The organism is Burkholderia semiarida, from assembly GCF_029268935.1.
GTDB lineage: Bacteria > Pseudomonadota > Gammaproteobacteria > Burkholderiales > Burkholderiaceae > Burkholderia > Burkholderia semiarida.
Window position 1 is genome coordinate 48,572 of the sequence record NZ_JAHLCL010000008.1, and the last position, 13,615, is coordinate 62,186.

Consider the following 13,615-nt stretch of genomic DNA (forward strand, 5'->3'; position numbering starts at 1 on the left):
GGGGCGCGTCCGGGCATCATTCTCGCCAGCAGTTTGCTGTGTCTGTATCAAGTTCAGTCTCTGAGAAGTCCCATTCCCAACCGCCGACTGCCGACCTTGCAACGCGAGTCGCGGGGTAGGCCTGCGCGTGTCGCGGGCGTTGGCGGCCTTTGTGATGCGGTATCCGAAGCCGAAGGAAAGAGATGAAACCAGACAAGAGCAATACCGGCAGCCGCCGTGTCCGTCGCGGCCGGCTGGCCGGGCTAGGCGCAATGACCGCCATGACGCTGGCGCTCGCGGCATGCGGCGGCGACGATTCGTCGTCCGTCGGCGCGTCCAGCCTCGCGCAGGCCACCGCGAGCCAGCAGGCCAGCGCGCAGGCGGCCGGCACCCAGGCGTCGGCGGCCAACCAGCCGTACGTCGACCCGGTCGCGTACTCGATGAACGCGACCGATGGCCTCGCGCCGTCGCAGGTGTCCGAGAAAGCGGCCGTCATGCATTACCAGTGGAAAGGCGGCGGCAAGACGATCGACTACACGACGACCACCGGCCACCTGACCGCGCAGGATGCGAACGGCAATCCGGAAGCGTCGATGTCGTATGTCGCGTACACGGCGCCCAGCACCAACGGCAAGCCGCGCCCGGTCACGTTCGTCTACAACGGCGGGCCCGGCTCGTCGTCGATCTGGCTGCGGCTCGGCTCGTTCGCGCCGACCCGCGTGGCCACGCCCGATCCGCTGTTCGGCACCAACTGGCCGAACTATCCGCTCGTCGACAATGCGGACAGCCTGATCGACACCACCGACCTCGTGTTCATCGACCCGCCCGGCACCGGGCTGTCGGAAGCCGTGTTGCCGAACACCAACCAGAAGTACTGGGGCTCCGACGTGGACGTGAACATCATGCGCGACTTCATCCAGCGCTACCTGAACGTCAACGGCCGCGGCACGTCGCCGATCTACCTGTACGGCGAATCGTACGGCACACCGCGTACCGACATGCTCGCGCTCGCGCTCGAATCGGCCGGCGTGCACTTGACGGGCATCGTGCTGCAGTCGTCGATCCTCAACTACTTCGCGGACGCGGTGGAAGCGGTGGCGATCACGCAGTCGACCGAAGGGCTGCTGCTCGATACCGATACGGTGGCCGGCTACCTGCCCGGCTACGCGGCGGTCGCGGCGTACTTCAACCAGGTGTCGCCGGCGCCGGTGAACCAGGATCTGTACGCACTGCAGACGGAACTGTTCACGACGCTGATCTACAGCCAGTTGCAGAAGTATTCGCAGTCGTGGGTGTTGAGCCAGCTCGGCATTCCGGATGCGCTCGGCACGCCGGTGTTCCCGAGCGATGCGACGCTCAGGCTGTGGTCGATTCCGTCGAGCCTCACGCAGCGGGCGCTGCGCGACTACTTCAACGCGAATCCGTTCGGCACGAGCCTGGTGCCCGGCGCGACGATCGGCCGCTACGACGGGCGCGTGTCGCTGCCGAATTCGGACCCGCGGCTGCAGACCGACGGCGATCCGTCCGACATCCTGATCTCGCAGCCGTTCACGAACGCGCTCGCGACGCAGATGCCGGACTATCTCGGCTATACGGCCCCGAACGCGACGTACCTGCCGCTGAACGACGACATCATCGGCGTCTGGGATTTCTCGCACGACGGCCAGCCGATGCCCGACACGATCCCCGATCTGCTCGGTGCGCTGCAGCTCAACCCGAAGCTGCGCGTGCTCGCGGAGAACGGCTACCACGATCTCGCGACGCCGTTCTTCAACACCGAGAAGCAACTCGCGCGGCTGCAGACGGTGAAGGGCCTGAATCCGAAGCTGCAGGTGAACTTCTTCCAGGGCGGCCACATGATCTATCTGGACGACGTTGCCCGTCCGCAGATGAAGCGGGACTTGCAGACGTTCTACAAGGGCGCGCGGATTCCGACGGCGCTGACGCTGCATACGCTGCCGCCGCCGTGGCCGGACGAAAACCCGCCGGGCGTACCGACCGGCAGCGCGCCGGGCGCGACAGCGGCGACGACGCTGGCGGCCGCCCCCTGAGCGACGGACTCCTTGTCAAAGGAACCCTCTATTCATCCATTGAATGCGAGCGATCATGTCCCTAATCCAATTGATGCGGCGTATGTCCCCGTTGATCGTGCTCGGTGCCGTGATGAGCAGTGCCTACGCGTTGCCGCCGCAGGCGGTGGCGCCGGTGAAGCTGCCGCACGGCGGGCGCGGCGTCGACGGCCCGTTCTTCCCGGCCACGCGGGCGGCGCCGGTGCTGCCGTCGACCGGTGCGGCCCTGCAGCAGCAGGCGCAGCAGCGCGTCGACGCGCGGCTCGGCGGCAATACCGTGCTGAGCAACGGCGCGGCCGTGACGAAGGCGCAGGCGCAGAGCAGCGGGCTCGGCTTCGTGTCGCAGCACTTCGACGAGATCGATGCGAAGCACACCGGCCGCGTGACGATGAGCGATGTACGGCAGTTCATCCGGCAGCGACAGGTGCAGGCGCAGCAGGAACAGCAAGACGAGTGACGTAGCAACGCAGGGCGGCGGCCGGCGCGGCTTTCCCTCGCGCGGGCCGCGGATCATCGCGCAGGTCGTCGCGCATTTTCGGCGGCGTGCCTACGTGACGGGCCGGCGCCAGTCGATCGCAACATCCTTGTCTACATGTTCGAGGCGCCGCACGCGCGTGCGCTGTTCGCCGCGAGCCGGGCCGACGAGGCGCCGCGGATGATCGCGCTGTTTCACACGAGCCACGATCTCTATGCGAAGAATGACGATCCCGCGCTGAAGCTGGCGATCCATACGCCGGTAAACGGCGATGACGAGGCGTGATGCGGATGTGAAGGGCGCCCGCCGACGGCCACGCAGCGAAGCATCGGCTTCGTGCGTGAACGCGGGTCGTCACGCGTCATGGCGGGACAGCGGCGACTCAGGCCGTGCGCCGAGCGGACAGCCGATTCCACAGCAGGCCGGAGCGGCTGCCGCTGCGGCAATACGCGAGCACGGGCTTCGGCAGCGTGTCGACCAGTGCGCCGAACGCGTCGACTTCCGCTTCGCCGATGCGGTCGCGCTCGACCGGCAGGTAACGCGCATCCATGCCCAGTTCGCGCGCCGCGGCGGCGATCTCCTCGAACGCCGGTTGATCCGCGCCTTCGCCGTCGGGCCGGTTGCAGATCACCGCGCGAAAGCCGGCATTACGGATCGCCTTCAGGTCGGCCGGCGTGATCTGCCGCGACGCGGTGAAGCCGGTCGCCGCCGCCGCCCGGCATTGCTCGATCGCCCGCGTGAAACAGGCGATCGCGAAGTCGACGTCCTCTTCCGTCGTGAAACGGCCGAAACTGATGCGTACGGTACGCCCGGCCGTTTCGGCATCGAGGCCGATCGCGGTCAGCACGTGCGACGGTGCGCCGCTGGTCGAATTGCATGCGGAGGTGGACGACACGGCAAGCGCTTCACCGAGCATGAACGGGAAGAAGCCCGGCGCATGCACCGTCAGGCTCAGCGTGTGCGGGATACGACGGGCGGCGGCCGCGTTCTGCGTGACGTCGCCGAGCGCGAACAGCGCGCCGGTGAGCCGCGCGCCGAGCGCCGCGATCCGCGCGGCCTCGCCGTCGAGCTTTTCAGCGGCGAGTTCGCAGGCTACCCCCATGCCGACGATCTGATGCGTGGCGAGCGTGCCCGAGCGCAGCCCGCGCTCGTGGCCGCCGCCATGAATCTGCGGCGCGATGCGGCTCGCGATCTCGCGACGGACGAACAGCGCGCCGATGCCCTTGGGGCCATACACCTTGTGGGCGGACATCGACATCATGTCGATGCCGAGCGCGCGCACGTCGATCGGCGTCTTGCCGAGCGCCTGCGCGGCGTCCACGTGAAGCAGCGCGCCGGCGGCGTGGACGACGCGGGCGATCGCGCCGATGTCGGTCAGCGTGCCGATCTCGTTGTTCACGAGCATCAGCGACACGAGGCCCGTGTCGGGGCCGATCGCGGCCGCCACTGCGTCGGCGGTGATTTCGCCGTTGGCGTCGGGCGCCAGGAAGGTGACCTGCGCGCCGTGCTTCGACAGGTTCGCCATCGTGTCGAGAATGGCCTTGTGCTCGAGGCGGCTCGTGATCAGGTGGCGCTTGCCGGTCGCGTTTTCCGCATACCCCTTCAGCGCGAGGTTGTTCGATTCGGTGGCGCCCGAGGTCCAGACGATCTCGTCGGCATCCGCGCCGATCAGCGCGGCGACCTGCGCACGGGCATGCTCGACCTTGTCTTTCGCCCGTCGGCCGGCCGCGTGCGAGCTGGACGCGGGATTGCCGAAGATGCCGTCGAAGCCGAGGCAGGCCGTCATCGCTTCGATCACACGGGGGTCGGCAGGGGTCGTGGCTGCGTAGTCGAGGTAGTGCAGCGGGGGGATGTCGCTCATGTCCGTTTCTTGCTCATTGCGTGGTGACGGAATGATACGGGGGACAGAAGGGAAAAAGGATCCAAAGTTGGCTGACGATTCGATCTAACGTGGAATAACGTTTTATTTATTTGCGGAATTGGGGAATTTGTTTTTATATGAGCACGCCGGCCCGATCACGTCGCCGTATCGGGGCCGGATTGGGTCGACAACCGGTGTGCATCCCGCACCCACGCCAGCAGCGCGTGCTCGTACTTCGACGGGATCGTGACCGTGAGCGTCGTGAGGCGGGTGGCGCTGCTGGGCAATTCCAGATAGCGCCGCCAGGTTTTTCGCACCAGTTGCGACATCGCGGAGTCCGTCATGCCGAGTTCGGCGGCCAGCGCCCGTTGGGATCTGCCTTTCACGAAAATCTCGTGCAAGGCCCACTGGTTCAGCGGCTTGGTCCGCGTATCCTGAAGCCGCAACAGCCGGAACTGTTCGGCAGTCATGCGTCGGGTCGTTTGCATTCAGATCCGCCCCGAATGTTGAAGTGACGAGATCAATTCCGCGCCGCACGAAGTCTTGTGGCCGTCGAACGCGGCGGCCCGGCCTTCGATGTCGAAGCTCGGGTCGCCTTCGGCGATCTCGCAGGCGCCATGAATCGGACACGAGCACGCGTCGCCGATACGCGCGACCGCGCGCCCCATCACCGTGCTTGTTTGGGCGCCGGATTCGACCCGGCCGCCGTGGGTGTGCGTATCTTCTACCCGGATAATTCCCCGCATGGGATTTCCTCCTCCAAATGGTTTGAGGTCTGACGCGGCGATCACGTTCGGACGAAGCGATTTGCCGTGCCGGTGTGCTTCACCATGAATAGCCTTGCATGCCGTAATTCGTATCGTGTCGGCGGCCCCACCACGGCAGGTAGGCATTGTTGCCGCCGCGTGCGCGGAACCAGTCCTTGTCGGGATCGATCGGCGTGAGCTTCGACGGTGGCCGGACAACGACCGCGACCGGATGATCCGGGTCGGTCGTGCCGGCGACGAGCGCGTTGCCGCCGAAGTGATTGATCCGGCCGATGGCGAGCGCGACATCGGTCAATGCGCTGCCTGTTCCCATGTCGCCGAGCAGGGCGGCCGTGTTGAAGGTCTGTTTGCGGTGGTCGTATTCGGGAAGCATTTCCGTCAACGTCTGCGCGAGCGCGGCAAGACGTGCCGACGATGCGTCGCTGCCTTTACCTGCGTCGTGAACGATGTAGTTGAGGTCGGGGGCCGAGATGCCGGCGTTGCGTGCGGCTTGGTCGATGGTCGCCTTCCACGCCTGCACGGCGCGCGTTGTGCCGACCTTCGGCGGAAAATCGCGCGTGTTGCCGGTTGCTGCCTTGCCGATCCAGGCGAGCGGTTCACGCTCGGTGTTGAAGGTCGGACCGGCGAGGAACAGCACGACAAGGTTCTCGTTGATCTGTGCGTCCGTGGGCGGGAAGTTGGGTGCGTCCCAGTTCATCGCCCAGACGCTCTTGTCGGGGTTCGCCTGCAAGTAGTCCAATGCGTTGTTCAGCGATGTGAAGCCGGCGTTGGGGCCGCCTTGTGTGACTTGTACGTCAGGGAGTTCGTTGCGGCTCCACATCGTTGGGAAATACCGATTCCCGATCGAAAACGTCCTTCGAATAGTGTCCTGCAAATAGCTTTGCGATTCGGCTGCGTCAAGTCGCTCCGGAATTGCGAGCTCGACACGGATGCCGGCTAACTCGCGCCAGTTCTTTTTATCGTCAGGATTGACCGTGTAGAAATACTTCGCGTTGCTCACGTAGCGTGAGTGAAGCAGCAGCGGGAACTTGGTCATGTACTTGCGATAGAAGCCCCTGAATGTTTCTGCGCCTTCGTTGCCATATACCAGCGCGCCAATCGATTGAAGCTTCGCGAAAGATTCTGGATCGGTGCGCACCATGTCATCATTCTTGTTCGGTGCGACAAGCCCTTGCGTCCATAGCAATTGCCATTCGGTCGGATAGTCCATGCGTTGCAACGGATTCAACCAAATGAGTCCGACGACCTGGGCAAAGAATGGCTTCGCCGGCTCTTCGACGGAGGGAGCTGCGTTCGCTATTGGTTCAGCGGCAGCTGCGGAATGCGCCGAGCGCATCATGGCCGTCGAGAACAGAAACGCCACAAGTGCCATCAAACTCGGTACAACTACAAATCGTTTCATCCCACCTCCTGCTGCTCGATACAACATCTACGTTCACGTTTAACGCGCTGTCGTGCCGGTGTGCATCACCATGAATAACCCTGCATGCCGTAATTCGTATCGTGTCGGCGTCCCCACCACGGCAGGTAGGCGTTGTTGCCGCCGCGTGCGCGGAACCAGTCCTTGCCGGGATCGATCGACGTGAGCTTCGACGGTGGCCGGACAACGACCGCGACCGGGTGCTCGGGGTCGGTCGTGCCGGCGACGAGTGCGTTGCCGCCGAAGTGGTTGATCCGGCCGATGGCGAGCGCGACGTCGGTCAATGCGCTGCCTGTTCCCATGTCGCCGAGCAGGGCGGCCGTGTTGAATGTCTGTTTGCGGTGGTCGTATTCGGGAAGGGTTTCGGTCAACGTCTGCGCGAGCGCAGCAAGGCGTGCCGACGATGCGTCGCTGCCTTTACCTGCGTCGTGGACGATGTAGTTGAGGTCGGGGGCCGCGATGCCGGCGTTGCGTGCGGCTTGGTCGATGGTTGCCTTCCACGCCTGCACGATTCGCGTCGTACCGGTCTTCTTCGGAAAATCATGCGTGTTGCCGGTTGCTGCCTTGCCGATCCAGGCGAGCGGTTCACGCTCGGTGTTGAAGGTCGGGCCGGCGAGGAACAGCACGACAAGATTCTCGTTGATCTGTGCGTCCGTGGGCGGGAAGTTGGGTGCGTCCCAGTTCATCGCCCAGACGCTCTTGTCGGGGTTCGCCTGCAAGTAGTCCAACGCATTGTTCAGCGATGTGAATCCGGCGTTTGCACCGCCTTGCGTGACTTGTACGTCGGGGAGCGCATTGCGGCTCCACATCGTCGGAAAATGTGGGTTGCCGATCGAGAACGTCTTTCGGATCGAGTCCTGCAAGTAGCTTTGCGATTCGGCTGCGTCGAGTCGCTCCGGAATCGCGAGCTCGACACGGATGCCGGCTAACTCGCGCCAGTTCTTTTTATCGTCAGGATTGACCGTGTAGAAATACTTCGCGTTGCTCGCATAGCGTGAGTGAAGCAGCAGCGGGAACTTGGTCATGTACTTGCGATAGAACCCTCTAAATGTTTCTGCTCCGCGGTTGCCATATGCGATGCCTGCTACCGATTGGAGAGTAGTAAAGGACTGCGGGTCGGTGCGAACCATATCGTCATTCTTGTTCGGCCCGGAAAGCCCTTGCGTCCACAACAACTGCCATTCGGTCGGGTAATCCATGCGTTGCAATGGATTCAACCAAATCAGACCGACAACTTGGGCAACAAATGGCTTCGCCGGCTCTGCGGCGGCCGGAGCTGAGTTCGCTACGAACTCAGGGGTTGGCGCGGAATGCGCGGAACGGGTCATGGCCGTAGTAAACAGAAAAACCATGAGCGCTACCAAACTGGGTACAACTACCAATCGCTTCATCCAATCTCCAAATTCCAACTGTGTCGGGTCCGGTTGTTCTACGTGTGCCATCAGCGAGGCCATGAGTACGGCTGCGATGATCCATGCTCCGACCGAAACGGCAACACGTCGCGGCCAGGTAACGATCAGCACCTTCATACCGCTTCCCCCACCTTCAGATAAAACTGTCCTTCGCGTTCGTCCGTGATCGCGATCGGCATCCTGCCTTCACTGTTCTCTGTACGTACCCATTCATGCATCGGAATCTCGTCAAGCTGTCCGCGCATAAAGTACTCTGCATATTTCTTGTTCGGCTTGTCGTCCGGAATACCGTCTCCCATCCTCCAATCGGCTTCAAGCCGTAGCACCTTCATTTGCTCCGGCGTCAGATAGCAAACCCCGATCGCCACATCGTACGCAAGCGCCTTTTCGGCGTGCTTCGGATTGGTCATCGTCGTGGAGTGATTCGTCGGGCTGTTGGTCGCGCCACGATCGAGCCAATCGACAATCTGCTGATCTCGCCATTCCTTGTAGCCCTCCGGCATTTCGCTCTTGCCGTCCTCGCCGATTACGTGGCCATCACCATCGAGCCATTCCGTATTCAGCGTTCGCCGCGCTTCCATCCGCATCAACGCGCGATCCTCATAACGCTGTCCGGCTTCGCTCTCTGCCGTCCCTTGCGCGACACTGTCCGCGTTCTTCGCCTCGTACTGATCGTAGGGATCGTCCGCGCGCTTGTCTGCCTCGCTTTTGCTTGCGTCGCGCCATGCGGCCGGCGGATCGTTGCCTTCGTTGAAGTCGCTTGTCGCATTGCCGTCCTTCGTTTCGATGGGCTTGCCGAACCGCAACGCCTTCGGCGCGAACGGTTCGTCGAGTGCCGGCGCGTCCGCCACCACGGTCCAGCCCTGCGGCGGAACGGCGTTCACGCGGAACATGTTCAATGCCGAGCTGATCTGGGTGACGAAAAACATGATCGGCGCCGATGCAAGCGTGGCCGCCACCCCGAACACAGACTCGTTTCCCTTGAGTGCACCGATGAGATTGAACTTGGCAGGCGGCGAAGGCGGATACCAGAATCCCGCCGTCGTTCCCTTTTTGCCATGCCGCCAGTCGTCTTCCCAATAGCGATAGTGCTTCTGCACGCCAACCCGGAAGCCGGAGGCAAAGACGCGCTGCGTCAGCACGCCGGGGACACCGATATCGTTCAGTTCGTTCTTGTCGATGCCGCGCCAACCGATGCCTTGAACCGTGACCGCCGAGATCACCTGATCATGCGGACAGCAATACGCGGTGACGCGACCATACGTCGATCCGTTCAGGCCGTGGCGTATCCGATCCTCTTGTGCTGCATAAGATTTCTTGCTGGTCGGCGATACCCGTTCGTTCGCCATGTCTTCATCGATCTTGTCGGCGGGCAGTTCGTAGGCCTTCCGCGTGCCGATGATCGACAGAAACTTGCCGAACGTTTTCGTGCGGGCGGTGTAGGTCTGCCGTCCGCGACGGCCGCCACCGTCCCGGGTCGCGCGTTGCGACCAAGTATCCATGAACGTATCGGATGGATTCGGGCCATCTGCGCGCGCAAGACTGTACGGCGCATTCGCCAGTACATAGGCATCCGCCACGCAATGCCCGCTGCGTCCCCATGGATCTTCGACATCGGGTAGTGCATCGCCGAAGAAGGCCGCGGTAAGGCCCACGATGTTGCCCTGGCTATGGCACACGACGGTGATCGGCACGTCGGCCTGCATGCGGCGAATCGACTCGATCAACCTCGCAAGGCGCAACGCCGCGAGCACGCCATATGCGCGGGGTGGCGCGCGATACAGCGGCCGATTGGTCGGGTTGATCCCCTGGACGGTCAACCACCCGGCCGCGCGGTCGTCGAGGCCGCCGTGCCAGAGATCGGGCAGGCTCGCGCAACCGTTCGTGAACGGGCCGCCGCCCCAATAGTCCTTCTCGTTCAGGAAGATCTTGTCGCCGTACTCTTTCAGCTCCGCAGCCGTTGCGCGATAGCCCCAGCGGAAATGAATGACGGGCGAGAAGGACGGGTCATGCTTGACGTAGTTGTCCGCAAGCAGCTTCGGGTTCAAAAACCCGTCCGGCGTCACGCTTTCCGTGTACTTCGCCGGCACCAGTTGCCCGGCATCGATGCCGTGATACTTCAACTGATCGTCCAGCCGCCCGAGCCGGCGATTCAGGCCATCGCACAGCCCCTGCTCGGCGGCCTCGAACCATTCGCCTTCGGAGTTCACGCCATGCACGAAGATGACGACACCCGGCAACGGCATTTGCTTGACGCAGATCAGGCGGGTGTCTTTCGTCCACATCGCGACCCCGTCGGTCCGGCCGACGACGATCTGCGGCGCCTCCGGGCGCGACGCGGCCGCGTCGCGCACGTCGGCCTTCGCGGCGTGCTCGTTGGTGCGGATGTCCTCTTCCGGTCGAGGATCAAGAGATGACTGATTCATCCGGAATCCTGCGCTTTCGTTAAACATTCTTCTTGGTGAACTGCACCGCCAGCCTCTCGAACCGGTCGGTGTCGACCGCCGGCAGTTCCCCGGCCGTGTCGGTCGTCAAATTCGACAGCGTTCCCGAAGCCTTTCGAACCTGCCCTTCGAACCCCGGCACCGCGTTGCCGTCCGTGGGGCGGATCAGCTTCGGGACACGGCCGAGCGTATGTCGATCGAAGGCCGGCAGATCGGCGCTCATGCTGGCGGGGCCGTCCCATGCGTGACCGTTGGATTTCACGGTGAACTTGCCGGGGCATCCGAGTTCGATATTGCTCCCATGCAGCTTCAGATACGCGCCGCCCGCCGTGACGAATACGACTTCGTCGCTCGCCGTGCCGGCAAGCTTGCCGCCGGCCGCGGTCAACTGAATGCTTTTGCCGGACTCGATTTGCGTGTCGTCGTGCTGCGATTGAATGGCCACTTTCCCCTGATGCGCGATCGCCGATACGCCATTGCCGTGCGCGAACATCGCGACGCCATGCCCGGCATGCAGATTGATTCGCTCGCCGCTCGTGATTTGCACGTGTTGCTGCGCGATCTGATCGATGTTCTCGCCCGCATACGTGACGTGCGTTTTCGGCGTGACGTTCAGCGAACCCGCTTGCGCGCCGAACGCCATGAATGCGCGGGCGTCGCCGGTAGCGCCGGATTCGGAACTGCCGGGTTTCCAGTGACGGAACGCATCGGCGAGGGTGTCCTGACCGGCCGTGTCGGCGGAATGCCCACCATGCTGGCCGGCATGATCGCCGAGCGACTTGAACAGCGCCGTGCATTGATCGAGCAAATGGATCAGCTCGTCGCGGTCGAGCTGACCGCCGGTTGCGTGCGAACGCGCATAGGTCGTCAACAGCATGCCTTGGGCGGCGCGCAACGCCGCGGCGGCGTCGGTGCGCAGCTCCGCGCCTTCGCCCCGATCGTCTCCGTGGCCGTCGATGCGCGGCTGCGTCAGGTAGCCGAGATTCAACTGCGTGTGCGCATGTTCGCTTGCCAACTGCGCGGAGATCTGCGACGGCGTATCGTCGAGGCGAAGCTGGTTGTGCCGGCGCCCCCTGATTTCCCGCGTCTTGATGCCGGACACGTAGCGATTGCCTGGAAGCGCGCCGGTATCGCTGAAGGTCGCCGGCGGGTTCGCACCGTTGCTCAACACGCCGATGATCACCAGACGGTCCGGATCGCCCGACAAGCTTCCCAGCAGGACTTCCATGCCGACACGCGGCAGGAACAGCGCGCCGAAGCATTCGCCGGCGAGACTCGCCGCGACGCGAATCGGCGCGCTGTCGCCGGCCAGGCCGTTCGTACCGGCGCCTTGCGCATGAGCGTGGTCCGCCGGATCGAGACCGTGAAGCTGCACACGCACGCGGCCGGCCTTGTCGCAAAACACCTGCTCGCCCTGCGTGCCGACGATCGTGCCGGTCAGCAGGTGAACCGGCGGCACGTCGATCGTCGGATCGTAGGCCGGCTTGAGCGGTACACCGCGTTGCACGCACGTGAAGCTGTTTTCGTAGCGCGTGTCCGTTTGTCCCGATGCATCGGGCAGCGGAACGGTTGGCGTCAGGTTGCGGCTTGCCGCGAACAGCCCGCTTGCGCGGCCCGACAGGTCTTTCGGCAGGTTGTTCCAGATGACGTGTCGAATCGACGTGACGACGAACCGACGGCGATCGATCGACTTCATATCCAGCTCGGGGTCGCCCGCGAGCGTGAATCCGTATCCGACCAGCATGTCGCGCACGGTGCCGATGCCTTCGAAGCGCGCAGCTTCGAACTGATGGGCCAGCATCCGGTCGTGCGCGATGCGTGCGTGATCGTTCCACGAGTCGCCGACGTGCGGGATGTCGATCGCGACGTCGGTCAGCAAACGCGCGAGATCGTTCCCCGACTCGCCCTGGTCGATGCCGGTGAAGGCCTCGAAATCGTCCACGCGCGCGGTCTTGTAATCCCACGACGGGCGGCGGACCTTGCCCGCGGACAGACGCTGGTCGTACGCGAAGAGCGTCACGGTGTCGCGTTGCTCGACGCCGGCGTCGAGCGGGTGAAGGCGTACGGTGCCCGCCGGTGCGTCCGGAAGACGATGCGGATCGTCGCAGAACACGAGCGTGTGAATCGGCCGCTCGTCGGTCACGCCGCGTCTGCCGCCGGCCGGGGCGGCCTTCGCAAAGACCGTGATGCCTTCCCGGCGCAGCAGGCGCCGGATGAAGCGTGCGTCGGATTCGTTGACCTGCCGCGTCAGCTCGCGTGCCGGATAGCGATCGGCCCGCAAGGTCGACAGGTCGAAATCGAACGCTCGCGCGAGCGCGGGGCTGCGCTGTTTCCACTCGTTCATCAGCGTCGCCAGAATGTCCGGCACGCTGCGCGAGCGGAACAGGCGCGCGTTCGTGCGACGATCCATCAGCGACAGGGCGTCGCATACATGCAACTGATAGACGGTCAGTTCGCCGTCGGATTGACCGGCCCGCACTTCGTGCACGATTGCGTTGATGGCCCGGATGTCGCCTCGATCGGTCGTCAGCCGGACCGATACGGGCAAACCGAGAAACAGCGCAGGCGGCAGATGATCGTAGGTGGACACGCAGGTCAATTGCCCTTCGATGCCCGACATGAGCCCCTCGCGGATATCGGCATGATGGAGCGCCAGCAGATGACCGACTGCGCGTTGCGCCTGACCGAAATGAAGGGAGACTGGACGCTTGTTCCGGTCGACGAGACCCGACGCAAAGTTTCGCAAAGTTGCTGCTATCGACATAACGACAATCTCGTTATTTTTTGTTCCGGATTCGGATGGGTTCGAATCCGCCTCTCAGGGTGACAAGGCGATGATCTTTGGAATTTCGGAGCGAAGAATAGCAAGCTATTTCTATCTTTAACTGATATTTTTATTTTGAGATGGAAAATAACTTCTTTTGAAACAATGGTTAATGTTTGTTTGGTTTAGGCGGGGATTTTGTGTGAATGAGAATGTGTCGATTCAACTATTCTGGATTGGTATTTGTCTCGACTCGTTTTCCAATATCGTCGAAGTAGGGCTTTTTTGTCCGGACATGATTGAGTGGTAGGTTGAAAAATCGGAATTGTCCCGACTCAATGCGAGCAGCGATATGTCATGCCATTGAAATCGATGCGAGCGGGCTTGCGCTCTGGCGCGCGATATGCCCACTCGCCGATCGAAT

At 63.2% G+C, this 13,615-nt stretch carries 11 protein-coding genes; 4 read left to right on the forward strand and 7 right to left on the reverse strand.

What is annotated here, in order from left to right; genetic code table 11:
- Nucleotides 1-182: 182 nt before the first annotated feature.
- The 3 genes from KPB06_RS23475 (at nt 183) to KPB06_RS23485 (ending at nt 2,808) form a co-directional block, all read left to right on the forward strand.
- On the forward strand, nt 183-2,030 hold the full coding sequence (locus KPB06_RS23475; protein ID WP_060011793.1) for a S10 family serine carboxypeptidase-like protein: 1,848 nt from the start codon (nt 183-185) through the stop codon (nt 2,028-2,030).
- A 43-nt stretch (nt 2,031-2,073) separates the two neighbouring features.
- Nucleotides 2,074-2,505: a hypothetical protein gene (locus KPB06_RS23480; RefSeq protein WP_059579750.1), complete on the forward strand. Its 432-nt coding sequence runs from the start codon at nt 2,074-2,076 to the stop codon at nt 2,503-2,505.
- A 135-nt stretch (nt 2,506-2,640) separates the two neighbouring features.
- Complete coding sequence (locus KPB06_RS23485; protein ID WP_226094112.1) at nt 2,641-2,808, forward strand: hypothetical protein; 168 nt, start codon at nt 2,641-2,643, stop codon at nt 2,806-2,808.
- A gap of 97 nt (nt 2,809-2,905) precedes the next feature.
- Here the strand turns inward: KPB06_RS23485 and KPB06_RS23490 are convergent, their stop codons facing one another.
- The 7 genes from KPB06_RS23490 to KPB06_RS23520 form a co-directional block, all read right to left on the reverse strand.
- The gene (locus KPB06_RS23490; RefSeq protein WP_059579753.1) at nt 2,906-4,384 is read right to left on the reverse strand and encodes an aminotransferase class V-fold PLP-dependent enzyme; all 1,479 of its coding nucleotides are present in this window, start codon (nt 4,382-4,384) and stop codon (nt 2,906-2,908) included.
- A gap of 155 nt (nt 4,385-4,539) precedes the next feature.
- Nucleotides 4,540-4,854 carry a TrfB-related DNA-binding protein gene (locus KPB06_RS23495; protein WP_059579849.1) on the reverse strand — a complete coding sequence of 105 codons (315 nt, stop codon included), beginning with the start codon at nt 4,852-4,854 and terminating at the stop codon, nt 4,540-4,542.
- A gap of 18 nt (nt 4,855-4,872) precedes the next feature.
- Nucleotides 4,873-5,130, reverse strand: coding sequence for a PAAR domain-containing protein (locus tag KPB06_RS23500; protein ID WP_059579755.1), 258 nt, complete (start codon nt 5,128-5,130; stop codon nt 4,873-4,875).
- Between the two features lie 79 nt (nt 5,131-5,209).
- Complete coding sequence (locus KPB06_RS23505) at nt 5,210-6,553, reverse strand: virulence factor (protein ID WP_275906013.1); 1,344 nt, start codon at nt 6,551-6,553, stop codon at nt 5,210-5,212.
- A gap of 65 nt (nt 6,554-6,618) precedes the next feature.
- A complete protein-coding gene (locus tag KPB06_RS23510; RefSeq protein ID WP_230951166.1) occupies nt 6,619-8,100 on the reverse strand; it encodes a virulence factor in 1,482 nt (493 codons plus the stop codon).
- Nucleotides 8,097-10,268: a T6SS effector phospholipase Tle3 domain-containing protein gene (locus tag KPB06_RS23515; RefSeq protein WP_420831956.1), complete on the reverse strand. Its 2,172-nt coding sequence runs from the start codon at nt 10,266-10,268 to the stop codon at nt 8,097-8,099. The genes KPB06_RS23510 and KPB06_RS23515 overlap by 4 nt, the downstream gene beginning before the upstream one ends.
- Before the next feature lie 160 nt (nt 10,269-10,428).
- A complete protein-coding gene (locus KPB06_RS23520) occupies nt 10,429-13,047 on the reverse strand; it encodes a type VI secretion system Vgr family protein (protein ID WP_275906011.1) in 2,619 nt (872 codons plus the stop codon).
- A gap of 21 nt (nt 13,048-13,068) precedes the next feature.
- On the opposite strand from KPB06_RS23520, the gene KPB06_RS23525 reads away from it, so the two are divergent.
- Complete coding sequence (locus KPB06_RS23525) at nt 13,069-13,254, forward strand: hypothetical protein (protein WP_275906010.1); 186 nt, start codon at nt 13,069-13,071, stop codon at nt 13,252-13,254.
- The last annotated feature ends 361 nt before the right edge of the window (nt 13,255-13,615 follow it).

What these genes read in the sequence shown, in the direction of transcription:
- KPB06_RS23475 (WP_060011793.1), top strand. Translation starts at nt 183, where the DNA reads ATGAAACCAGACAAGAGCAATACCGGCAGCCGCCGTGTCCGTCGCGGC.
- KPB06_RS23480 (WP_059579750.1), top strand. Translation starts at nt 2,074, where the DNA reads ATGCGAGCGATCATGTCCCTAATCCAATTGATGCGGCGTATGTCCCCG.
- KPB06_RS23485 (WP_226094112.1), top strand. Translation starts at nt 2,641, where the DNA reads ATGTTCGAGGCGCCGCACGCGCGTGCGCTGTTCGCCGCGAGCCGGGCC.
- KPB06_RS23490 (WP_059579753.1), bottom strand. Translation starts at nt 4,384, where the DNA reads ATGAGCGACATCCCCCCGCTGCACTACCTCGACTACGCAGCCACGACC.
- KPB06_RS23495 (WP_059579849.1), bottom strand. Translation starts at nt 4,854, where the DNA reads ATGACTGCCGAACAGTTCCGGCTGTTGCGGCTTCAGGATACGCGGACC.
- KPB06_RS23500 (WP_059579755.1), bottom strand. Translation starts at nt 5,130, where the DNA reads ATGCGGGGAATTATCCGGGTAGAAGATACGCACACCCACGGCGGCCGG.
- KPB06_RS23505 (WP_275906013.1), bottom strand. Translation starts at nt 6,553, where the DNA reads ATGAAACGATTTGTAGTTGTACCGAGTTTGATGGCACTTGTGGCGTTT.
- KPB06_RS23510 (WP_230951166.1), bottom strand. Translation starts at nt 8,100, where the DNA reads ATGAAGGTGCTGATCGTTACCTGGCCGCGACGTGTTGCCGTTTCGGTC.
- KPB06_RS23515 (WP_420831956.1), bottom strand. Translation starts at nt 10,268, where the DNA reads ATGTGGACGAAAGACACCCGCCTGATCTGCGTCAAGCAAATGCCGTTG.
- KPB06_RS23520 (WP_275906011.1), bottom strand. Translation starts at nt 13,047, where the DNA reads ATGTCGGGCATCGAAGGGCAATTGACCTGCGTGTCCACCTACGATCAT.
- KPB06_RS23525 (WP_275906010.1), top strand. Translation starts at nt 13,069, where the DNA reads ATGATGGAGCGCCAGCAGATGACCGACTGCGCGTTGCGCCTGACCGAA.